We start from the raw sequence: 20235 nt of genomic DNA on the forward strand, positions 1-20235 counted from the left end.
GCAAATTGAACCCTGAACCCATCCTCAAGATCGGCCTTTCCCGCGCGTTGCCAGTGACATGATCAAGCATCATCCGCCTTCTCCAGAGCCCCTGCACCGCGCCATCACGCGCTTTGGCGGCGTCACCGTGCTGGTGGTGGGCGACTTCATCCTCGACCGCTTCGTCAACGGCGTCATCGAGCGGATCTCACCCGAGGCGCCCATCCCGGTGCTGCACGGGCGCGGCGAGATGCTGGCAATGGGCGGCGCTGGAAACGTCGTCTCCAACATCGTCTCGCTGGGAGCCGCGGCAATTCCGGTTTCGGTCATCGGCGCCGACAAGGCGGGCGACGATCTGATGCGGATGCTTGGCGAGCTTGGCGTCGAGACCTTCGGCCTGTCGCAGCAGCGCGACCGCATGACCTCGTCGAAGAGCCGCTTCAGCGCGCTCAACCAGCAGGTGCTGCGCTTCGACGAGGAGGAGGTCAAGTCGCTCTCGGCCGCCGAGCGGTCGACGCTGGCCAAGCATTTCCGCGCCGCCCTCGCGCGCGCCGACATCGTCATCCTGTCCGACTACGGCAAGGGGATGCTGCTCGACGGCGTCGCCGGCGAGCTGATCGCGATCTGCCGCGAGGCGGGAAAGCCGGTGCTGGTCGACCCCAAGGGCCGCGACTATGCCCGCTACGCCGGCGCGACGGCGGTTACGCCAAACCGCAAGGAACTCGGCGAGGCCGTCGGCCGCGCGGTGTTTGCCGACGACGAGATCGTGGCGGCAGCGCGGGAACTGATCTCGGCGCATGGCTTCGACTTCGTCGTTGCGACACGCAGCGAAAAGGGCATCAGCGTCGTAGAGCCCGACGATGCCCGCCACATCGCCACCCAGGCGCGGGAAGTGTTCGACGTTTCGGGTGCCGGCGACACCGTCATCGCCACCTTCGCTCTCGCCCTGGGGGCGGGCGCCGACCCTGTCCAGGCCGCCTCCATAGCCAATGCCGCCGGCGGCGTGGTTGTGGGCAAGCGCGGCACGGCGCGGCTGACGGTCGAGGAACTGACCGGCGCGCTGTTCCGCTCGCATGGCCCGGTTGCGCACAAGGATGCCATCCTCGACGCCAGCGCGGCAGCCAGGATGGTGGCCGCCTGGAAGGAAGAGGGGCTCAGCGTCGGCTTCACCAATGGCTGTTTCGATATCCTGCATGCCGGCCATGTCAGCCTGCTGCACGCGGCGCGCAGCCAGTGCGATCGGCTGGTCCTCGGCCTCAACAGCGATGCTTCGGTGCGCCGGCTGAAGGGGCCCGGCCGCCCGGTCAACGACCAGCACGACCGGGCCTGCGTGCTGGCGGCCCTCGCCTCGGTCGACGCGGTCGTCGTCTTCGAGGAAGACACGCCGCTGGCGCTGATCGAGGCGCTGCTGCCCGACATTCTGGTCAAGGGCGCCGATTATACGATCGACACTGTGGTCGGCGCCGATGTGGTGCAGAAGGCCGGCGGACGCGTGGTGCTGGTTGACCTCGTCGCCGGCAAGAGCACGACCGGTACCATCGGCAAGCTCCGCGCTACCAATTGAGGGTTTCATGTCCGCTTTGAACGACTATCTGGCCCGCTCGGCGGCCGCGATCACGGCGACGGTCGAACGCGACCTCAGCGGCGAGATGGAACGCGCCGTGAGCACCGTCGTCGCCGCACTGTCGCAAGGCAAGGCTTTGCTGATCTGCGGCAATGGCGGCTCGGCCAGCGATGCCATCCATATCGCCGGCGAGCTGGTCGGCCGCTTCCTCAAGGAGCGCAAGGCCTACAATGTCATCGCGCTGCCGGCCAATGCGGCTGTTCTGACCGCCTGGGGCAACGACTATGGCTTCGACACGGTGTTTTCGCGCCAGGTCGAGGCGCATGGCTCGGCGGGTGCGGTGCTGCTCGCCATCTCGACCAGCGGCAATTCGCCGAGCATCCTGGCCGCCGCCGAGCAGGCACGCATGATGGGCATGACGGTGATCAGCCTGACCGGCGATACCGGCGGCAAGCTCAAGCCCCTCACCGACATCCTCCTCAACGTGCCGTCCACCTCGACGCCGATCATCCAGCAGGGGCATCTCTGCCTCTACCATTATCTGTGCGAGGCGGTCGAAGCGCGTCTCAGCAATGGCAATGGCTGACAAGGGGATCGCAACGACGCAGCCGCATCCCCTCGTGGATACGGGCCTGTGGATCGAGCGGATCGGGGCCGCTGTGTTCCCGGCCAAGACGCCAGCGCTGTTCCTCGACCGTGACGGCACCATCAATGTCGACACTGGTTATCCCGACGATCCTGCCGACATCGTGCTGCGTGACGATATCGCGCCCGCTATCGTCGCCGCCAACCGGGCCAACATCCCCGTCGTGGTGGTCACCAACCAGTCCGGCATCGCGCGCGGCTATTCCGGCTGGGATGAGTTCGCCCTGGTCAACGGCCGCGTGCTCGAGCTTTTGGCGGAGAGCGGCGCGTCCGTCGATATGGTGCTTGCCTGCGCCTATCACGATAGGGGCACCGGGCCGCTGACGGTCGCAAACCATCCGATGCGCAAGCCCAATCCGGGCATGCTGATCGAGGCGGCCGAACGGCTTGGTCTCGATCTGCGGCGTTCGCTGATCGTCGGCGACAAGCCGGCCGATATGGAGGCGGGGCAGCGCGCCGGCCTGGCGCGCGGCTGGCTGGTCGACGGCGAAGGCTCCGACCGGGCAGGCTTCAAAATCTCCCCGCTGCGCCACCGTGACGACATGGACGGACTGCTGGCCGCGATACGATCGCTCTAGGCATTTTCAGTCCGATTCAAGATCCGGCGTTATGCCGCTGTTTTCCGTTGTTTTTGGCCGGAGGCCGGGTGCGCCGCTGCTGCCGGTCAGGCCGGAAATGCGACCAGGCCTTCGTCCTTGACACGACGGATGGTGAGCGCGGTGCGGACCGTGTCGACATTCGGCGCCGAGGCCAGTTCCTCGATGACGAAAGTCTGGAAGGTGCCGAGGTCGCTGGCCACGCAATGCAGCAGGAAGTCGGACTCGCCAGAGACCATCCAGGCGTCGCGCACGATCGGCCAGCCGCGCGTGCGCTCGGCGAAGGTCTTCAATTCGGCGTCGGCCTGGTGATGCAGGCCAATCAGGCAGAAGGCGACGACGTCCATGCCGAGCGCCGGCGCGTTGAGCAGGGCGCGGTAGCCGCGAATGATGCCGGCCTCCTCCAGCCGCCGGACACGGCGCAGGCAAGGCGGCGCCGAAATGCCGACGCGGTTGGACAGCTCGACATTGGTCATGCGCCCGTCTTCCTGCAGCTCGCGCAGGATCTTCCAGTCGATGGCGTCGAGATCGGCTTTGAGCGGCATGGTCGACTTTCGTGCGCGCAAGAATCTTTCGTGATTTTGTAATTAGACTTTCCGATGCATGCCATCCCTCTGTCAGACGATTTTTGACGGAGGGCGAGAGATATTGCCGGATATGCCGCCGCAGCTTTCCGGGGACGAATGCCAAGTCGCCTTGCTGGCGCCGCGGGCAGCACTTACATTACGCGCGATATCGGGCGGGATTTCCTCAATCAAGATCCTTGGCTGCCCTCAGCAGAGAGCTTTCATGACCACCAAGCACGCGCCAGTCCTCATCATCGGCTCCGGCCCCGCCGGCTATACCGCGGCGATCTATGCTGCCCGCGCCATGCTGAAACCCATGCTGGTCGCCGGCCTGCAGCAGGGTGGCCAGCTGATGATCACCACGGATGTCGAAAACTATCCGGGCTTTGCCGATCCAATCCAGGGCCCCTGGCTGATGGAGCAGATGCTGAAGCAGGCCGAACATGTCGGCACCGACATCATCAACGACATCATCACCGAGGTCGACCTCAACGTGCGGCCGTTCCGGGCCAAGGGCGATTCCGGCACCACCTACACCGCCGACGCGCTGATTATCGCCACCGGCGCGCAGGCGAAATGGCTGGGCATTCCCTCCGAGCAGACCTTCATGGGCTTCGGCGTGTCGGCCTGCGCCACCTGTGACGGCTTCTTCTATCGCGGCAAGGACGTCGCGGTGGTCGGCGGCGGCAATTCGGCGGTGGAGGAGGCGCTGTATCTCTCGAACCTCGCCAAGAGCGTCACCGTCATTCACCGTCGCGGCGACTTCCGCGCCGAGCGCATCCTGCGTGAGCGGCTGCTCAAGAAGGAGAACGTGCGCGTCATCTGGGACACGGTGGTCGATGAGATCACCGGGCAACCCGGCAAGGCGCCGCTGCCGCCTTCGGTGGAAGGCCTGAAATTGCGCAATGTGTCGACCGGCGAGGTAACGCGGCTCAAGGTCGACGGCGTGTTCGTAGCGATCGGCCATGCGCCGGCGGTCGAGCTGTTCGTCGGCAAGCTCAAGCAGAAGCCGAACGGCTATCTGTGGACCGCGCCGGACTCGACCCGCACCGACGTGCCCGGCGTGTTCGCCGCCGGCGATGTCACCGACGACATCTACCGCCAGGCGGTGACGGCGGCCGGGCTCGGCTGCATGGCCGCGCTCGAGGCTGAAAAATATCTCGCCGGGATCGAGGTACATCGCGAGGCGGCGGAATAACGAAACGGCTGAGAAGAGCCGTTTAAAAGCCTGATTTTTCATTCAGACGCCAGAAAACGACACGAGGGGAAATCATGGCGCTGGACTGGGACAAGCTTCGCGTGTTTCACGCTGCGGCGGAGGCTGGGTCGTTCACCCATGCCGCCGAGACGCTGCATCTGTCACAGTCGGCGATCTCGCGGCAGGTCAGCGCGCTGGAGCATGATGTCGGCGTGCCGCTGTTCCATCGCCATGCGCGCGGCCTGGTGCTGACCGAGCAGGGCGAAATGCTGTTCCGCACGGCGCATGACGTGCTGATGAAGCTGGAGACGATAAAGTCGCGGCTGACCGAGACCAAGGACCGGCCCTCCGGCGTGCTGAGGGTGACGACCACGGTTGGGTTGGGTGCCGGCTGGCTGACCGAACGCGTGCAGGAATTCATCGAACTCTATCCCGAGATCAGCCTGCAGTTGATCCTCGCCAACGAAGAGCTCGACCTCACCATGCGCCAGGCCGACTGCGCCATCCGGCTGCGTCAGCCGCAGCAGCCGGACCTCATCCAGCGCCGCCTGTTCACCGTGCATTTCCACCTCTACGCGGCGCCGTCCTATATCAGCAAATACGGCAAGCCGGCCTCGATCGCCGAGCTTCGGAACCACCGGATCGTCACCTTCGGCGTGCCGGTGCCGTCGCACCTTTCTGAGCTGAACTGGCTGGAGACGGTCGGCGATTTCGAGAACGGGCAAAGGGTGCCGACGCTGCAGATCAACGACATCTTGTCGATCAAGCGCGCGGTGCAGGGCGGGGCAGGTATCGCCATGCTGCCCGACTATGTGATCTCCAAGGATTCAGGCCTGATCCAGCTCCTGCCGGAGACGGAGGTGCCGTCCTTCGACACCTACTTCGCCTATCCGGACGCGATGAAGAACCAGGCCAAGCTGCATGTCTTCCGCGACTTCATCATCGCCAAAGCGCGCAGCTGGTCTTACTGAACTCGCCCCTTCCGACAGGTTTCTGCGGTCACCCACGCCATGGTGTCAGCCGCGGCAGCCAACCCGGGACGGCGCGGCGGTAGGCCTCGTATTCGGCGCCGTAGCGGCGGGCGAGCGTCGGCTCTTCGTAGAGCCTGACGAACGAGACCATCGCGGCGCCGACGATGGCGCCGTAGGCGAGGAGCGCCCAACTCGAGAACAACAGTGCCTGGCCGAGGATGATCGACAGCACGGCCACATACATCGGGTTGCGCACGTGACGGTAGATGCCGCCGACGACCAGCCGTTCGGTCGGCGCCACCGGGGCCGGCGTGCCGAGGCCTTCGAGCGCGAAACGGGCGAAGGCATGCAGCAGCACGGCTGCGGCTCCCGCGACCAGCACCCAACCCACAGGGACGAAGCCCGGCACCATCGACAGCGGCAGGCGGTAGTGGTCCGTCAGGAGAAAGGGCGCCAGCCCCGCGACGACACCGGGCGCCGCGACGAGGAACAGTGCGCTGCCGGCGATTGCCGAAAATGTTCGCATCAAGCGCTCCTGCCGCAAAAATGGACTTAGGCTGCTCGAATCCACATCATCAGGCGTTTTCCCAGTTTTCACGAGACAATCGACACAGATTCGAAGCTTGGCAGCGACTTTGAGTTGGCGGCGCGGTCGATTCCGGTGATTTTCCTGGTCCTATCGAGCCTGCGCAGAGGTTGGACCACAGCCTCGGTCTTTTTGCATGCGTGTGTTGCAAAATAGATGCTTGTTTCTTGGGCATGATGAGCACATATATAGATCATCTCCTGGGCGCGTTCTCCTCCCATTAGCGCCCTCGAGTGTTCCCCTCTGGAGGTTAGCCTCAACAGGCACTTCCAATCAAACTCAGCCGGATCTTTATTGATCCGGCTTTTTTGTTGCCTGCAGTCCACAGACGCGGCGGAAAATCGATCGGCACTGCCACGTAACAGTGACATGTAACCTCTGGTAACATGGCGAAGACGCACTCCATCGATTAAGCAGATCATAGGACGCGGTTTGGTCGGTCCGGGAGATGGGGGCATCACTCGGACGGACCGGGCTCAGGCGGCTACCGCGTCCGAACCATTTTTCCTGCTGCGGCGGACCTGCCGTTTGCCTCCCAGGAAGACGGTCCGCAATAAGAAACGGCGTCCGGATCATCCGGGCGCCGTTTTTCGCGTCTGCCACAACAAGTCCCTTTCAGGCAGCCTTGCCGTTGGTGTTCATCGCCTCGTCGGCCAGCCGGCCGGTAAGCTCGGCCATGTGGTCGAAGGCTGCCCGGTAGCTGGCGACGCCGGCGGTTGCCGAGCGCAACTCGATGATCAGGTCGCCGATCTCGGCCTGCGGCATGGTCGCCTCGACGACATCCCATCCGGGCCAGTCGGGCCGCGCATCATAGCCGAGGATCTGGCCGCGCCGCTGCGGGATCAGCGCGATGATCCTCGACGTCGCGTCGGACGGCGTGACGATCTCGACCTTCATCACCGGTTCGAGCAGCACCGGCGAGCAGGCAGCCATGCCTTCCTTCATCGCCAGCTTCGCCGCCATCTGGAAGGCCATGTCGGAGGAGTCGACGGCATGATAGGAGCCGTCCGAAAGGTTGACGGCGACATCGACCACCGGGAAGCCGAGCGGCCCGGATTTCAGATAGTCGCGTACGCCTGTCTCCACCGACTGAATGTAGGTCTTCGGCACCACACCGCCGGTGATGGTGTCGGTGAACTGGAAGCCGGAGCCGCGCGGCAGGGGCTTGATCTCGATCACCACGTCGCCGAACTGGCCGTGGCCGCCGGACTGCTTCTTGTGGCGGCCGCGCTGCTGGGCCGGTTTGCGGATCGTCTCGCGATAAGGCACGGCCGGGGCGTGGCCCTCGACCGGGATCTGGTTCTTGCCCTCGAGCCGCTCGCGCACGACCCGCAGGTGCATTTCGCCATGTCCCGACAGCACGGTCTCGGCGGAGTCCTGGTTGTGGCGCAGGCTGAGCGAGGGATCTTCCTCGGCCAGGCGCTGGATGGCGGCCGACATCTTGACCTCGTCCTTGCGCTCCTTCGGCCGCAGCGCGAAGGCGAACACCGGCTGCGGCGGCTCCAGCGTGACCAGCGGCTTGCTGCCGCCTTTGACCGAACTCAGTGTCTGGCCGGTCTTGACGTTGTCGAGCTTGCCCAGTGCAACGGTGTCACCGGCCTTGGCGGAGGCGAGCTTCGACTGGTCCTTGCCGAGCATCTTGTAGATGCCTGAGACCTTCGCGGTTTCGCCGTTCGACAGGAAGAGCTCGGCCGCGTCGGCGACCTGCCCGGACAGCACGCGCGAGACCGACAGCTTGCCGCCGTGCGCGGTGTGGATGGTCTTCATCACCTGGACCACGGTCTGGTTGCCGTCGGGGGCGCCAAGGCGCTTGCGCGTCGCCTCGATGTCGGGCGCGTCGTGGCGGATCGCCTTCAGTAGGCGCAGCACGCCATTGCCCTTCTCGGCGGTGCCGATCAGCACCGGCGTCACCGCGCCGGCGCGCAGATCGGCGGCGAGGTCGTCGAAGATGGCATCCTTCGGCGGCTCGATCTCCTCGAGCAACTGCTCCATCAACTGGTCGTCATGGTCGGCGAGTGTCTCCAGCATGGAGAAGCGGGCTTCCAGCTCGCGCGCCTTGTCGTCGCTTGGGATGTCGGCGACCTGGCTTTCGGCATATTCGCGGTAGACATAGGCTCGCTCCAGCGCGAGATCGATCGAACCGATGACGACACCGTCCTTGCGCAGCGGAATCTGGCGCAGCAGCAGCGGCACCGAACTTGCCGGCTGCAGCATCTTCAGCGTGTCGCGCACGCCGGCGATCGCCTTGTCGACCTTGTTCAGGAACAGGATGCGCGGCACGCCGAGGTCGTCGAGCTTGCGCATGATGAGCTGCAGCGCGGGGATCTTCTTCTCGTCGGCTTCGGCAACGACCACGGCGGCATCGCAGGCGGCGAGCACCGGTTCGGCCTCGAAGGCGAACTCGATCGAGCCGGGGCAATCGACGAAGGTGAGCTGCTCGCCCATGAATTCCGTGGTGGCGAAGGTCGCCTCGACGCTCATGGCGTGGGCGCGGGCCTCGGGCGAATGATCGGAAACGGTGCTGCCCGATGAAACGGGATTCTGGCGGGGGATGGCGCCCGTTCGGGCGAGGATTGCTTCGAGAAGTGTCGTCTTACCGCTTGCGAAGGGACCGACTATGGCAATGCATTTCGGTCCCGTGCGTCGTCCTCCGGCGCGAGTACCCATGGCTGACCTCCACTCAGGCGTTTCCCTGGGAGCGGCGGCCGGCCTGTTCGGCCGTCGCGGGCGGGGCTTCTTTTCAATCGCCACCTGCCCAAAGCCATCGTCCCACGGGTTTGCGGGGAGGGCAAGGGAAATAGGAAATTCGCCGGCTTTGCACTCTCAGACGCTCAGGGCACGCGCCCTGGCGTCGGGCGGCAAAGAGGGCGTCCGCCTTGTCGCGCGGCGCCGGCCTGCCGAAGAAATAGCCTGGAAATGGTTGCGGTCGTCGATCGCGACGCCGGTGCCTCAACCGGCCCGGCGCCGGGCCGGTTGAACACGATCCGCATCCTGCGCCGCGACGTTTTCGGCGAAGCGCGACAGCATCGGATTGAACAGGTCCGGGCGCTCCCAGAAAGGCGCATGCCCGGCGCCCGGGACGACGTGGCATTGCTCCCACAGCGTGCCGCAGTCCAGCGTGTCGAAGTAGTTGAGCCGGATGAACGGGTCATCCTCGCCGTTGACGATCGCGACGGGGAAGGCGGCCGCTTCGACGACCTGCTTCTGGTCGGCGCCCTTGCCTGCCATCATGGAGCGCGCCACCACGACGCGCAGCCGGCCATCCGTGCGCAGGATGGCGTCGCGGAACGACGGGTCCGCGCTGTCGCCGAAGCACAGCTTCTCGAAGCGTTCGGCATCGCGTTCGGAATAGAGCTTCTTGGAAGCCAGCAGCATGTCCCAGTTGGCGTGGAAGCCGCGCAGCATGCCGAAGAAGCCTTTCGACACCGGCGGCGCGCCGGTCAGCATCAATCCGTGGACGGCCGGGTGGAAGCTGGCGAGCTCGATGGCGACATGGCCGCCGAGCGACCAGCCGTAGACGATGGCGCGGCCAATGCCCATGCTGTCGAGGAGCTCGGCCGCCGATCGCGCCAGGCCGGTCAGCGTATAGTCCGTCGCCGGGTCGGCGGCATCCGAGGACTCACCGTGGCCCGGGAGATCGAAAGCGATCAGCCGGTGGGCATCGGCAAGCGGGCTGTCGAACTGGCGGGCGAACACGGCGCGCGTGGCGCCGGACCCGTGGATCATCACGATGGGCATGCCGGGGCCCGCCGATTCGCTGACGCGCAAATCGGCCTGCGGGGTGCGGATCATACGCTCGGCAACGGCCATGGTGCATTGAACCTCAGGATTGTATGGCGGCCAATATCGCATTCCCGGGTCTACGCGGGCTTTAAGTTTCTGGTTAAGAAAGGATTTATCTGCGGCCACCGGTTATAGTGGCCCACGAATCTTTGGTGGCGGGCATGGAATTTTGACGATGGAACGCGGGCTCGACCTTCTTGTCTCGATCATCGGCATCGCCACGGTCGGTCAATATCTGTGGTCGATGCGCGCCCATTTCCAGTCGTCGGCCATGTCCTCGGGCGCGAAGATAATCTCGGTGGTCGTGGCCGCGACGGCACTGTTTTTCCTGGCGATCATCTGGATCCTGCCGCAGCCGCCATTAGCCAAGATCGTCGGGCTGATGATCCAGCTGGCGAGCTCAGCATTGTTCTGGTGGGCGATTTCGCGGTCGCGCAAGGCGCGGCTGCGCTTTGTTTTCGACGCCGACAATCCGCATGGCCTGGTGACCGACGGACCCTTCTCCTACATCCGCCACCCGTTCTACACGTCCTACATCATCTTCTGGGCCGGCTGGGGTATCGCGACCTGGTCGATCTGGGCTGTGGTGCCTGTCGCCGGGATCTTCGTCCTCTATCTGATCGCGGCACTGGACGAAGAGAAGAAATTCTCGCGCACGGATCTGGCCGGCGCCTATGATGCCCATCGAAATCAAGCGGGCCTGTTCTGGCCGCGGCTGCGATGGTGACGCCGCCGTCATCGATGCGTGGCTGACGCTCTTCGCGTGCGTCATCCGGCCACCCGTGAAGCGGTTGTGCCGGGAAGGGCATCGGAGGAAAGTGCTGCCACAATGGCGCACCATGGCGGTGTCGCCGCCGACGTGCCATCAGTTCGAGGGTTGAGACGATGAAGATCATTGCTTGCGGCAGCGTGCCGACAATCATCGCACCGGAAAAGTATTTCACCGGCCGGGTGCTGCAGACGCCGATCATCGAGAAGGAGGCGCCGGCGCGGCTCAGGGCCACCCTGGTCAGCTTCGAGCCGGGTGCGCGCACCAACTGGCACACGCATCCACTTGGCCAGACCCTCTATGTCACCTCGGGCGCCGGCCGCGCCCAGACATGGGGCGGACCGATCCAGGAGATCAAGGCTGGCGACGTCATCGCGTTCGCGCCCGGCGAAAAGCACTGGCACGGCGCCGGCGCGAACACGGCGATGACGCACATCGCCATGCAGGAAGCGCTCGACGGCGTTCATGCCGACTGGCTGGAGAAGGTCAGCGACGAGCAGTATGGCGGCTGAGCCCGCCCAAGAAAAACCCCGGCCTTAAGCCGGGTTTTTCGTCAATCAGGTCAGCGAGGCAGTGAAACGCTGGATGCGCGTGCAGGCCTCTTCCAGCAGCGTCTCCGACGTGGCGTAGGAGATGCGGAAGTTCGGGCCGAGGCCGAAAGCCGAGCCGAACACCACTGCCACGCCCTCGGCCTCGAGCAGTTCCGAGCAGAAGGTCTCGTCGCTGTCGATCGCTTTGCCGGCCTTGGTCTTCCTGCCGATCAGGTCGGCGCAGGACGGGTAGACGTAGAAGGCGCCCTCCGGCGAGGGGCAGGAAATGCCGCGCGCCTGGTTGAGCATCGACACGACAAGGTCGCGCCTGCCCTGAAAGATCGCCTTGTTCTTCGCGATGAAGTCCTGCGGGCCATTCAGCGCCTCGACCGAGGCCCATTGCGCGATGGTGCAGGCGCCGGAGGTCTGCTGGCCCTGGATCATGTCCATGGCCTTGATCAGCGGCACCGGGCCGGCGGCGTAACCGATGCGCCAGCCGGTCATGGCATATGCCTTCGACACGCCGTTCATGGTCAGCGTGCGTTCGTAGAGCTTGGGCTCGACCTCGGCGATGGTCCTGAAGACGAAGTCGCCATAGGTCAGGTGCTCGTACATGTCGTCGGTCAGTGTCCAGACATGCGGATGCTTGAGCAGCACGTCGGCCAGCGCCCTGAGCTCGGCCTCGGTATAGGCAGCGCCCGACGGGTTGGACGGCGAGTTCATCAAGAGCCATTTGGTGCGCGGCGTGATCGCCTTTTCCAGCACCGCCGGCGTCAGCTTGAAGCCGTTGTCGATCGAGGTGTCGGCAAACACCGAGGTGCCGCCGCAGATCGCCACCATCTCGGGATAGCTCACCCAATAGGGGCGCGGGATGATCACCTCGTCGCCTGGGTTCAGCGTCGCCATGAAGGCGTTGAACAGGATCTGCTTGCCACCGGTGCCGACGATGGTCTGCTCCGGCCGGTAGTCGAGATTGTTCTCGCGCTTGAACTTCCTGGCGATGGCCTCGCGCAGCGGCGCGATGCCGGATACCGGCGGATATTTGGTCTCGCCACGGCGGATCGCGTCGATCGCCGCGTTCTTGATGTTGTCGGGCGTGTCGAAGTCCGGCTCGCCGGCGCCGAGGCCGATAACGTCACGGCCGGCGTTTTTCAGCTCGCGCGCTTTCTGCGTCACCGCGATGGTCGCGGAAGGCTTCACGCGGGAAAGGGCGTCGGCAAGAAAGGCCATGACCTGATATCTCCAAGGGGCGGCGCGGCCAGGAGCGGCCGCGGCGCCTCTCATGTCGCATCATCCGGCCAAGCGCAAGCATTCTCGAATGAGTCAGGGGTCAAGCAGCCGTGACCGGCTTCGCCTCGGCAACAATAAATTCATCAACGGCCGCTAAAACCCCTGTTGGCAGGATCGCAAGCCAACTCCGCCAAGTCTTGCCGAGCGAGGAACCCTTGTCGCGTAGTATCGGGCTCGCCCACATCATCCGTCATGATGACGGCACCTCCAGCGGTGTCTGGGGCATCTATACGCTGCAGAGCGCCTTTCAGCCGATCTTCGCCTTCGGGCAAGGCAAGCTGTCGATCGTCGCGTTCGAGGGGCTGATCCGGCCGTTTCGCGACGGCGAGCCGCAGTCGCCGATGAGTTTCTTCAACACCTGCCCGGCGGGCGACCGCCTGCATATCGAGGCGCTGACGCGGACGCTGCACCTGCTCAACGCAGGCGCCTGCCTGCCGGAAGAGGCGTCGATCTTCATCAATTTCGACCCGTCGGTGTTCACCGACCGCGCCATCGCAGACAACGCGCTGCGCGACATGCGGCTGGTGCTGCACGAGGCCGGCATCGACCCGCGCCGGATGGTTTGCGAGGTGACCGAACAGAAATCGGCCTCGCAGGAAACGCTCTACAGCTTCGTCGAGGCGCTGAGAGCCAACGGCTTCCGCATCGCTGTCGACGACTACGGCGCCGACGAATCCGACATCAACCGGATCAAGGAACTCAAGCCCGACATCGTCAAGTTCGATGCGCACTGGATCACGCAACTGATGGAGTCCGGCGCCGGCTTTGCCCTGTTGACCACCATGGTGAAGAGCTTCGAGGAGCAAGGCATCCGCACTGTGTTCGAGGGCCTCGAGGAAGGCTGGCAGCTCGAGCTCGCCGAGAAATCGGGAGCCTCGATGGTGCAAGGCTTCGTGCTGGCGCGGCCGGAACTGGCGTCGACCAGCTTGCGCGTGTTCGGCAAGGGCGTAGAGGCGCCCTCGGCAGTGACAGGCAGTAGCGATGCGCCGGCCAGTTCGGGCGCCGCGCCGGCGCCGCGCCCGGCGCGGGTGTTCGGACGCAGGAACGCCTCGTGAGCGTTTGGCCGGACAGGCGGCGCAACGCCGCCGAGGCTATCTTTGCCGACGAGATCGGCATCGAGTACGGCGTCTATGGCGACTTCCGGCTGAAGAGCGCCTATCAGCCGATCTTCGCGCCACGCGGCCACTCGCTGGCGCCGGTCGCCGTCGAAGCGTTGATCGAGGCGCAGCGCGACGCAAGGCCGGTCGCGCCGCCGGTGTTCTTCGGCAGCCTGCCTGCGGCAGACCGCCTGTTCGTCGAGACGATGTGCCGGATGCTGCATCTGAGGAACTTCCGCAACATCGGCGTCGAGGGGCTCGACCTGTTCTTCAACTACAATCCGCTGATCAACGACCATCTCGGGCGGGCGCTTGCCGAGATCCGGCTGATGACCAGGCATCTCGCCGAACTCGACCTCTACCCAGGCATGCTGGTCTGCGAGATCACCGAGCAGGCGGCCAACGACAAGGTTCTGATCAGCCTCGTTCGCGAGATGCGGCGCGACGGCATCCGTATCGCAATCGACGATTTCGGCACCGGACATTCGACCGAGGAGCGCATCGCGCTGCTTGCGCCCGACATCGTCAAGATCGACGGCGCCTGGTTTGCCGAGTTCTGCCGGCATGCCGCCGCCGAGCGCTTCTTCCGGCCGCTGGTCTCGATGCTGCATGATCGGGGCGCGAAGGTGCTGGTCGAGGGCATCGAGCAGGCCGTGCATCTTCGCGTCGCGCTCGACGGCGGCGTCGACCTCGTGCAGGGCTACCATCTCGCCCGCCCGGCGCTGGCCGGCACGATCTTCAATGAGCAGCCACTCTCCACCGAGGCGCTGCTCGGCACGGAAAGCAAGGTCGTACCGTTGCATCAGCGGCGCTGATACTTCAGCCAAAACAAATCACTGGATGAGGCGGCTTCCGCCGCGCGATAATCGCGCGAGCCGGAAGGAGAAGCGATGATACTTTACAGCATGATCGACAGCGGCAATTGCTACAAGCCGCGCCTGTTGATGGCCAAGCTCGGCATTGCCTTCACCAATGTCGAGGTGAGTTCGCATACCGGCGACACCCGCAAGGCCGACTTCGTCGCCAAGAACCCCAACGCCATGGTGCCGCTGCTGGAACTCGACGACGGCAGGCGGATCGCGGAATCCAACGCTATCCTGCTCTATCTTGCCGAAGGCACGCGCTTCCTGCCGGCCGACAGATACGCGCGGGCGCTTGCCTACCAGTGGCTGTTTTTCGAGCAGTACAGCCACGAGCCCTATATCGCGGTGCGCAAGGCGTTGCTCACCTTCCCTGAGCGCGCCAGGGACGCGACGCCCGAGCGGCTGGCGCTGACGCTGGAGCGCGGCCACAAGGCGCTCGGCGTCATGAACAGGCATCTCGAAGCCAACGCCTTCTTCGCCGGCGATGGATACAGCGTCGCCGACATCGCGCTCTATGCCTATACGCACACCGCCGAGAAGGGTGGCTTCCAGCTCGACGCCTATCCGGCGGTGGCCGATTGGCTGAAGCGGGTGGAGGCCGATCCTGGGCATGTGCCGCTGGGTTGGTTGCCCTGAGTCAATTCCTTCGCGCGACGCTGGCGACTGGCGAAATCTTCGGCGTGGGCGTCCTTCTCCCGTTCACGGGGGAAGGAGGCGGCTTCATCGGTTTCGCCAATCGTCTGAAAGCAGGCAAATAAAAAGGCGGGATAAATCCCGCCTTCCCATTCCGGTAGCCTGATCGGGAGCGTTGGGCCGGGCTGGCAGCTATCTGCTGTTCCAGCTTGTCGGGTCTTTCCGCTCCGGCGCGCTTCTCGCGCGACCGTCAGTACATCCGTGACTTGCCGCGCGCCCCGAACCTTCGTCCGGCGCGCGCTATCGCCAAATCAGGCTGCCTTGCTCAGAGACCCAGCAGCGGACTTGCCGGTGCGGCGGTCCTGCTCGATCTCGAAGTTGATCTTCTGGCCCTCGACCAGGGTCGACAGGCCAGCGCGCTCGACAGCGGAGATGTGGACGAAAACGTCCGCGCCGCCCGCGTCAGGCTGGATGAAGCCGAAGCCCTTGGTGGCGTTGAACCACTTGACCGTACCAGTTGCCATTCGAAGTATCCTTCACATTTGCTTTAGTTTGACCGGACCAACGTCCGGCCGGTGGTATCGAAATTTTGGAGATAGACGTCAGCAAACGCGAAGATCGCGAGGCCCGATCGATCGGCCGAAATATCAATGCGATGCATATAGGCGGATTTTGCGCTGAAAACAAGACTGTGTGAGAAAGCGGGAACCGCGCCGCCGCCCAACGGCCGCCCCAATCGCGTGAAAAATTCGCAGCCGGCGCGCACCGCGAGGGAGGAACGAGTGGTTCTCGGGTGCCGGGTTTGGGAGAGGATCATGAAGACCATTCTGCTTGCCGCCCTGATGACGCTGATGGCCGCCGAGGCGCAGGCGATCTCGCGCTACGACCCGACCCGCATGAGCTGCGGCAGGGTGCAGGCGACGATCGCCAGCCAGGGCGCGGTCATCCTGCGCTACCAGTCGACGCGTGTTCCGGGACTGCCGCTTTACGACCGCTACGTCAAGGACGAACGCTTCTGCAATATGGGCGAGGTGAGGGCGCGGGCCTATGTGCCCAGCGCCGACGCGAAATCCTGCCCGGTCTTCATCTGCGAGCGGCCGGAATACAACCGGCACTTCCGCAGGCGTTTCCTGCAGAACTCAGATTAGCCATCCGTCACGTTTCGCGGGGGGTCTTCTCGCAGCCGGATTCAGTCCGCGTGCCTGGAACCAAAGCCGGGCCAGACAGTTCAGCTGTGACCTTGATGCGACGCTGGCGTGCCCGGCCGGCTGGGCAAGCGGCGATCTAGAGGAGTTCTCATCATGAAGATTTCGTCGGGATTTCGTTCAGTCGCGTTTGCCGTCATCGCCGCCGCGGGAGTCAGCCTTGCCGGCGCCGCGCATGCCGATAGCGGCACGATCCGCTTCGCCGTCTACAAGGCGGCCTTCTTCGTCGGCGGCTCCGGAGGCGAGGGCACGCTGACCTTCCATGGTCGCCGCTATCCCATCTCGGTCGGCGGCATCTCGGGCGGCCTCGCGTTCGGGGCTTCCAAGACCTACTTCCACGGCACCGTGCGCCACATTCGCCGCGCTCGCGATGTGGCTGGGGTGTATGGTGCGGCGGGCGGTGGCGGCGCGCTCGGCAAAGGCGCTCAGGTGATCGTCATGACCAATGACAAGGGCGCCCAGCTGGAGCTCTCCGGCAAGCAGGTGGGCCTGCAAATCAACGCCGATCTCAGCGGTATGAGCATCGGGTTGAAGTAAGGGCTCGGGCTCTTCAGAACCCGAACGAGGCCTGCGCCGACGGCGGCGGTCCGAGGCGCACGCCTTCCATGGCCAGCATCTTTTCCTTGGTGGCCGAGCCGCCGGGCGCCGAGAAGCCGCCGATCTTGCCGCCGGCAGCCAGGATGCGGTGGCAGGGGATGATCAGCGGCACCGGATTGGCGCCGAGTGCTGCCCCGGTCTCGCGGGCAAGCCCGTCATGGCCGGCGCGCCTGGCGAGCTCGCCATAGGTGGTGGTCTCGCCAAAGCCGAGCTTGCGCGCCGCATCGTAGATGGCGAGGCGGAAATCATCGATGCCGGCAAGATCGACCGGGACGCCGGAGAAATCGACGTCCTCGCCGGCGGCATAGGCCTTGATCGAGGCGATCAGGTCCACCACCCATTGCGGCTGGTCGGTCGAGCTTGACACGCCGCCATGGCGAAACAGCCGGCGCTCTACCGCCTCGCGGCTGCGCTCGGGCAGGCAGAGCCGGATCAGGCCCCTTTCGCTCCAGGCGATGCCCATGAATCCGATCACTGTTTCTAACACTGCGTGACCGGCTGTGATCGCGGATGTCTTTTCCATGCTGGGCTCCTTTCCGCAAACCGCGAAAAACGGCTACATGTACGGTACAGATAGGGAACAATATCGTAGCTTGCACCGGGTCCCGCCACCCGAAAACCATCGGATGGCCCAGATTGCCGGCCGAGAATCGCTGGTGTAAGGACTTCTTAACAACCGACAACCGGACCTGCAGGGCTTGGCAGCGAAAATCATACTCACCGCGATCGGCGTGCTCGTTGCAGCGGCCGGCCTGAGCGGCTGTACCTCGACTTCGCAGACGAAGCCCACGCCCGCTTTGGCGGCAGCCGCTACCCCTGTCGTCGAGGACGACACGCCGACTGTCGCGCTGCCGGAAACGGTCGCGGTGCTGCCGGAACCCTCCGGCCTTACCCCGGTGCAGGTTGCGGCGATGCCCGCCGATGCGACCGTGGCAACCGCGGGCATGGCGACGCCGGGCGAGCCCTTCCCGCCGCCCGCCCAGCCCGCCGCTTTCGCCGGATCGACGCCGCTTGCCGCGCAGCCCGCCGTGATGGCCGGCACCTCGCCGCTCAGCCCGGGATCGATCAAGCCGGCGCCTGCCTATGCGACCGCCGCGATGGCGATGCCCGTCACCGGCCAGTCGGTGAAGGCGGCGACGATGCCGGGCGTCCAGCAGGTCGCCTATGTCGTGCCGCAGAACCCGGCGCTGCTTGCCCCGCCCGGCGAGCCCGAGCCGCATGCCACCGGGCCGCGCGCCGAGATCGAGCGGCTGATCGAGAAATATTCCGTGCTCTATCAGGTGCCCATCGATCTGGTGCGCCATGTCGTCAACCGCGAGAGCACCTTCAACCCGAAGGCCTACAATCACGGCCATTGGGGGCTGATGCAGATCAAGCACGCGACGGCGCGCGGCATGGGCTATGACGGGCCGGCGAGCGGCTTGTTCGACGCCGAGACGAATCTCAAATACGCGGTCAAGTATTTGCGCGGCGCCTGGCTGGTGTCGGGGGGCGATGAAAAGCGCGCCGACCGGCTCTACCAGAGCGGCTACTACTACGACGCCAAGCGCAAGGGCCTGCTGGAGGCGACCGGCCTCGGCGTCGACCGCGCGCGCCGCCGCCTGCAGCCCGACGCCTGAGCGCGATGCCGCGTCCGCCGGCGCCTGACGACATCCGGCTGCGCAAGATCCTCGACGACGATCTGCCGCCGCCGCACTGGCCGGAAGGCTTTGTCATGCGCGGCTTCGAGCCCGCCGATGCGCGGGCCCTGCATGCGCTGCTCACCGAAGTGTTCGACGACGGCGCGGATGGTCCGTTCGAGGAATGGTGGCCGCGCATCTCCGATGACGCCGAGTTCGACCCGGCTTTGTGCTTCCTGGTCATCGACGCCAAGGGCTTGCTGGCGGGCGCGGCGCTCTGCTGGGCGACGGCGTTCGTCAAGGATCTCGCCGTGCATCCGCAAGCGCGTGGCCGCGGCATCGGCGAGGCGCTGATGCGGCAGGCCTTCATCGCCTTCCGCGATCGGGGTGCGGCCCATGTCGATCTCAAGACCAACACAGTCGAGAACGCCGCAGCCGTCCGGCTCTACGAGCGGCTGGGCATGATGCCGGTCGACTGGGAAGGCTAGGCGCCGGCTTCCGGTTTTCGCCGACGCCGTCCCGCTTTGGGTTGGGAAAGCAGGACGGCTCTGTGAAAAGCTTCACATTAGCCGCCGCTTGCAAATGCTAACCCAGCGTCATGTCACGCGGCCGATCGGGGTGTCGCACGTTGGCAAGGCGTTGGGGTGGGCTGCGCCGGCATGTGTCAGCCACTCCACGGCGGGTCCCGGGGCGGGTTCGGGGCCCGCTTCGCCGCGTCTCTCAGATGTCCGGCGCGTTGCCGATCCGGCGCTTGACCTCGAGCGCCCAGGCGCGACCCTCATCGCCGCCCCACAGCAGCCAGGCAATGTAGCCGGCCGACGGGTTCTGCTCGTTGCCGTAGTTCTTGCCGCGCTTGTCGACCTCGTGGCGGGCAAAATAGCTGACCATGCGCCTGATCGTCGATGGCGCCAGCTTCTGCCGGTTCTTCAACTCCGTCGCCCGCGCCACGCCGATCTCTGTGCCGCCGCGGCCGAACTGTTCGCGCAGCCTCAAGCCTTTGGTGGCGTTGTCGGCGACGATCTGCGGGCAGCGCAGGTCGATTTCGTCGGGTTCGTGCATGGTGTCTCCCCAAGTGTGTGTGCTTTTAGCCCGTGGATGGAATGCGGGGAAGCGGCGCGGATTCCAGCCCTTGCCTTCTCCCCTTGTGGGAGAAGGTGTCGCCGCAGGCGACGGATGAGGGGTGTTCCAGCGGAGTGAGACGCTTGTGTTCCCTGGAACACCCCTCATCCGTCTCGGCGCTGAGGCGCCGATCCACCTTCTCCCACAAGGGGAGAAGGCAAAGCCGCCGCTGGCGTTCCGCCGCTGCCGCGATAAGCTCGCTCCCAAACAAGGGAGATCGTCATGACCAAGGAAATCGTCGAAGTGCCGGTGCTGTCGGCGGCCGTGCGGGCGCTGGGCCTGCCGCTGTCGCTGGTGACCAAAGGCGCCGGGCTGGTCTTCGTGTCCGGCATGCCGCCGCTCGACATTGCAACCGGCAAGCTGGTCAAGGGTGACATCGAGGTGCAGACCGAGGCATCGCTGAAGGCGCTGAAACACTGCCTGGAAGCGGCGGGCACCTCGCTGGAGAGCGTGGTGATGGTGCGCATCTACGCCGCCAATTCCGGCTTCTACAGCGCCATCAACCGGGTCTATGCCAAGCATTTCCCCGAGAACCCGCCGTCGCGGACCTTCGTGCCGGTGGCGTCATGGCCGATGGAGTTCGATATCGAGATCGAGTGCGTGGCAGTGGGGTGAGGTTTTGCCC

The 20235-nt window shown here is 65.1% G+C and carries 24 protein-coding genes; 15 read left to right on the forward strand and 9 right to left on the reverse strand.

The genetic code is table 11. The features are described from left to right. Positions 1-58: 58 nt before the first annotated feature. The 3 genes from rfaE1 to JG743_RS11250 are packed head-to-tail and all read left to right on the forward strand — an operon-like array spanning position 59 to position 2766. The gene (gene rfaE1 / locus JG743_RS11240) at positions 59-1543 is read left to right on the forward strand and encodes a D-glycero-beta-D-manno-heptose-7-phosphate kinase (RefSeq protein WP_202300259.1); all 1485 of its coding nucleotides are present in this window, start codon (positions 59-61) and stop codon (positions 1541-1543) included. 7 nt (positions 1544-1550) lie between these two features. After that, positions 1551-2129, forward strand: a complete 579-nt coding sequence (locus JG743_RS11245; protein ID WP_202300260.1) for a D-sedoheptulose-7-phosphate isomerase — start codon at positions 1551-1553, stop codon at positions 2127-2129. After that, the gene (locus tag JG743_RS11250; RefSeq protein WP_202300261.1) at positions 2122-2766 is read left to right on the forward strand and encodes a D-glycero-alpha-D-manno-heptose-1,7-bisphosphate 7-phosphatase; all 645 of its coding nucleotides are present in this window, start codon (positions 2122-2124) and stop codon (positions 2764-2766) included. The genes JG743_RS11245 and JG743_RS11250 overlap by 8 nt, the downstream gene beginning before the upstream one ends. A gap of 86 nt (positions 2767-2852) precedes the next feature. Here JG743_RS11250 and JG743_RS11255 read toward each other — a convergent pair whose 3' ends face one another. After that, positions 2853-3329 carry an Lrp/AsnC family transcriptional regulator gene (locus JG743_RS11255; RefSeq protein ID WP_202300262.1) on the reverse strand — a complete coding sequence of 159 codons (477 nt, stop codon included), beginning with the start codon at positions 3327-3329 and terminating at the stop codon, positions 2853-2855. Between the two features lie 244 nt (positions 3330-3573). Between JG743_RS11255 and trxB the strand changes: the two genes are divergently transcribed. Together trxB and JG743_RS11265 are read left to right on the forward strand one after the other, a co-directional pair. Beyond that, positions 3574-4548 carry a thioredoxin-disulfide reductase gene (trxB, locus tag JG743_RS11260; RefSeq protein ID WP_202300263.1) on the forward strand — a complete coding sequence of 325 codons (975 nt, stop codon included), beginning with the start codon at positions 3574-3576 and terminating at the stop codon, positions 4546-4548. 74 nt (positions 4549-4622) lie between these two features. After that, entirely contained in the window at positions 4623-5519 is an 897-nt protein-coding gene (locus JG743_RS11265; RefSeq protein ID WP_202300264.1) for a LysR family transcriptional regulator, read from the forward strand. A 28-nt stretch (positions 5520-5547) separates the two neighbouring features. On the opposite strand, the gene JG743_RS11270 is transcribed toward JG743_RS11265, so the two are convergent. From JG743_RS11270 to JG743_RS11280, 3 genes are all read right to left on the reverse strand, one after another. Continuing rightward, positions 5548-6045 (reverse strand): methyltransferase family protein, encoded by a 498-nt coding sequence (locus JG743_RS11270; RefSeq protein ID WP_202300265.1) that lies wholly within the window; start codon positions 6043-6045, stop codon positions 5548-5550. Between the two features lie 675 nt (positions 6046-6720). Beyond that, a complete protein-coding gene (locus JG743_RS11275) occupies positions 6721-8772 on the reverse strand; it encodes an elongation factor G (protein WP_202300266.1) in 2052 nt (683 codons plus the stop codon). Positions 8773-9054: 282 nt separating this feature from the next. Then, complete coding sequence (locus JG743_RS11280; protein WP_202300267.1) at positions 9055-9915, reverse strand: alpha/beta fold hydrolase; 861 nt, start codon at positions 9913-9915, stop codon at positions 9055-9057. Between the two features lie 148 nt (positions 9916-10063). Between JG743_RS11280 and JG743_RS11285 the strand changes: the two genes are divergently transcribed. Both JG743_RS11285 and JG743_RS11290 read left to right on the forward strand, forming a co-directional pair. Continuing rightward, on the forward strand, positions 10064-10615 hold the full coding sequence (locus JG743_RS11285) for a methyltransferase family protein (protein ID WP_202300268.1): 552 nt from the start codon (positions 10064-10066) through the stop codon (positions 10613-10615). 158 nt (positions 10616-10773) lie between these two features. Next, positions 10774-11169, forward strand: coding sequence for a (R)-mandelonitrile lyase (locus JG743_RS11290; protein ID WP_202300269.1), 396 nt, complete (start codon positions 10774-10776; stop codon positions 11167-11169). 45 nt (positions 11170-11214) lie between these two features. Here the strand turns inward: JG743_RS11290 and JG743_RS11295 are convergent, their stop codons facing one another. After that, positions 11215-12417 carry a pyridoxal phosphate-dependent aminotransferase gene (locus JG743_RS11295; RefSeq protein ID WP_202300270.1) on the reverse strand — a complete coding sequence of 401 codons (1203 nt, stop codon included), beginning with the start codon at positions 12415-12417 and terminating at the stop codon, positions 11215-11217. 215 nt (positions 12418-12632) lie between these two features. Here JG743_RS11295 and JG743_RS11300 point away from each other — a divergent pair, with 215 nt between their 5' ends. The 3 genes from JG743_RS11300 to JG743_RS11310 all read left to right on the forward strand — a co-directional run bounded on the left by JG743_RS11300 (position 12633) and on the right by JG743_RS11310 (position 15073). Beyond that, on the forward strand, positions 12633-13532 hold the full coding sequence (locus tag JG743_RS11300; protein WP_202300271.1) for an EAL domain-containing protein: 900 nt from the start codon (positions 12633-12635) through the stop codon (positions 13530-13532). Further along, complete coding sequence (locus JG743_RS11305; RefSeq protein ID WP_202300272.1) at positions 13529-14389, forward strand: EAL domain-containing protein; 861 nt, start codon at positions 13529-13531, stop codon at positions 14387-14389. The genes JG743_RS11300 and JG743_RS11305 overlap by 4 nt, the downstream gene beginning before the upstream one ends. 75 nt (positions 14390-14464) lie before the next feature. Next, entirely contained in the window at positions 14465-15073 is a 609-nt protein-coding gene (locus JG743_RS11310; RefSeq protein ID WP_202300273.1) for a glutathione S-transferase family protein, read from the forward strand. A gap of 308 nt (positions 15074-15381) precedes the next feature. Here JG743_RS11310 and JG743_RS11315 read toward each other — a convergent pair whose 3' ends face one another. Both JG743_RS11315 and JG743_RS11320 read right to left on the reverse strand, forming a co-directional pair. Further along, positions 15382-15594: a cold-shock protein gene (locus tag JG743_RS11315; RefSeq protein ID WP_006202464.1), complete on the reverse strand. Its 213-nt coding sequence runs from the start codon at positions 15592-15594 to the stop codon at positions 15382-15384. 23 nt (positions 15595-15617) lie between these two features. Beyond that, positions 15618-15896 carry a hypothetical protein gene (locus tag JG743_RS11320; protein WP_202300274.1) on the reverse strand — a complete coding sequence of 93 codons (279 nt, stop codon included), beginning with the start codon at positions 15894-15896 and terminating at the stop codon, positions 15618-15620. Between JG743_RS11320 and JG743_RS11325 the strand changes: the two genes are divergently transcribed. Both JG743_RS11325 and JG743_RS11330 read left to right on the forward strand, forming a co-directional pair. After that, a complete protein-coding gene (locus JG743_RS11325; protein WP_202300275.1) occupies positions 15886-16218 on the forward strand; it encodes a hypothetical protein in 333 nt (110 codons plus the stop codon). The two genes, JG743_RS11320 and JG743_RS11325, sit on opposite strands and share 11 nt — an antisense overlap. A gap of 153 nt (positions 16219-16371) precedes the next feature. Further along, on the forward strand, positions 16372-16812 hold the full coding sequence (locus JG743_RS11330) for a hypothetical protein (RefSeq protein WP_202300276.1): 441 nt from the start codon (positions 16372-16374) through the stop codon (positions 16810-16812). Positions 16813-16825: 13 nt separating this feature from the next. On the opposite strand, the gene JG743_RS11335 is transcribed toward JG743_RS11330, so the two are convergent. Then, positions 16826-17395: a methylated-DNA--[protein]-cysteine S-methyltransferase gene (locus JG743_RS11335; RefSeq protein WP_202300277.1), complete on the reverse strand. Its 570-nt coding sequence runs from the start codon at positions 17393-17395 to the stop codon at positions 16826-16828. A 175-nt stretch (positions 17396-17570) separates the two neighbouring features. Here JG743_RS11335 and JG743_RS11340 point away from each other — a divergent pair, with 175 nt between their 5' ends. Then, positions 17571-18491: a lytic transglycosylase domain-containing protein gene (locus JG743_RS11340; protein WP_202300278.1), complete on the forward strand. Its 921-nt coding sequence runs from the start codon at positions 17571-17573 to the stop codon at positions 18489-18491. Positions 18492-18496: 5 nt separating this feature from the next. Continuing rightward, complete coding sequence (locus tag JG743_RS11345) at positions 18497-18979, forward strand: GNAT family N-acetyltransferase (RefSeq protein WP_202300279.1); 483 nt, start codon at positions 18497-18499, stop codon at positions 18977-18979. Positions 18980-19211: 232 nt separating this feature from the next. Here the strand turns inward: JG743_RS11345 and JG743_RS11350 are convergent, their stop codons facing one another. Further along, positions 19212-19550: a hypothetical protein gene (locus JG743_RS11350; RefSeq protein ID WP_202300280.1), complete on the reverse strand. Its 339-nt coding sequence runs from the start codon at positions 19548-19550 to the stop codon at positions 19212-19214. Positions 19551-19832: 282 nt separating this feature from the next. On the opposite strand from JG743_RS11350, the gene JG743_RS11355 reads away from it, so the two are divergent. Further along, on the forward strand, positions 19833-20225 hold the full coding sequence (locus JG743_RS11355; protein ID WP_202300281.1) for a RidA family protein: 393 nt from the start codon (positions 19833-19835) through the stop codon (positions 20223-20225). The last annotated feature ends 10 nt before the right edge of the window (positions 20226-20235 follow it).

The sequence above is a fragment of the Mesorhizobium sp. 131-2-1 genome (assembly GCF_016756535.1).
Classification (GTDB): Bacteria; Pseudomonadota; Alphaproteobacteria; order Rhizobiales; family Rhizobiaceae; genus Mesorhizobium.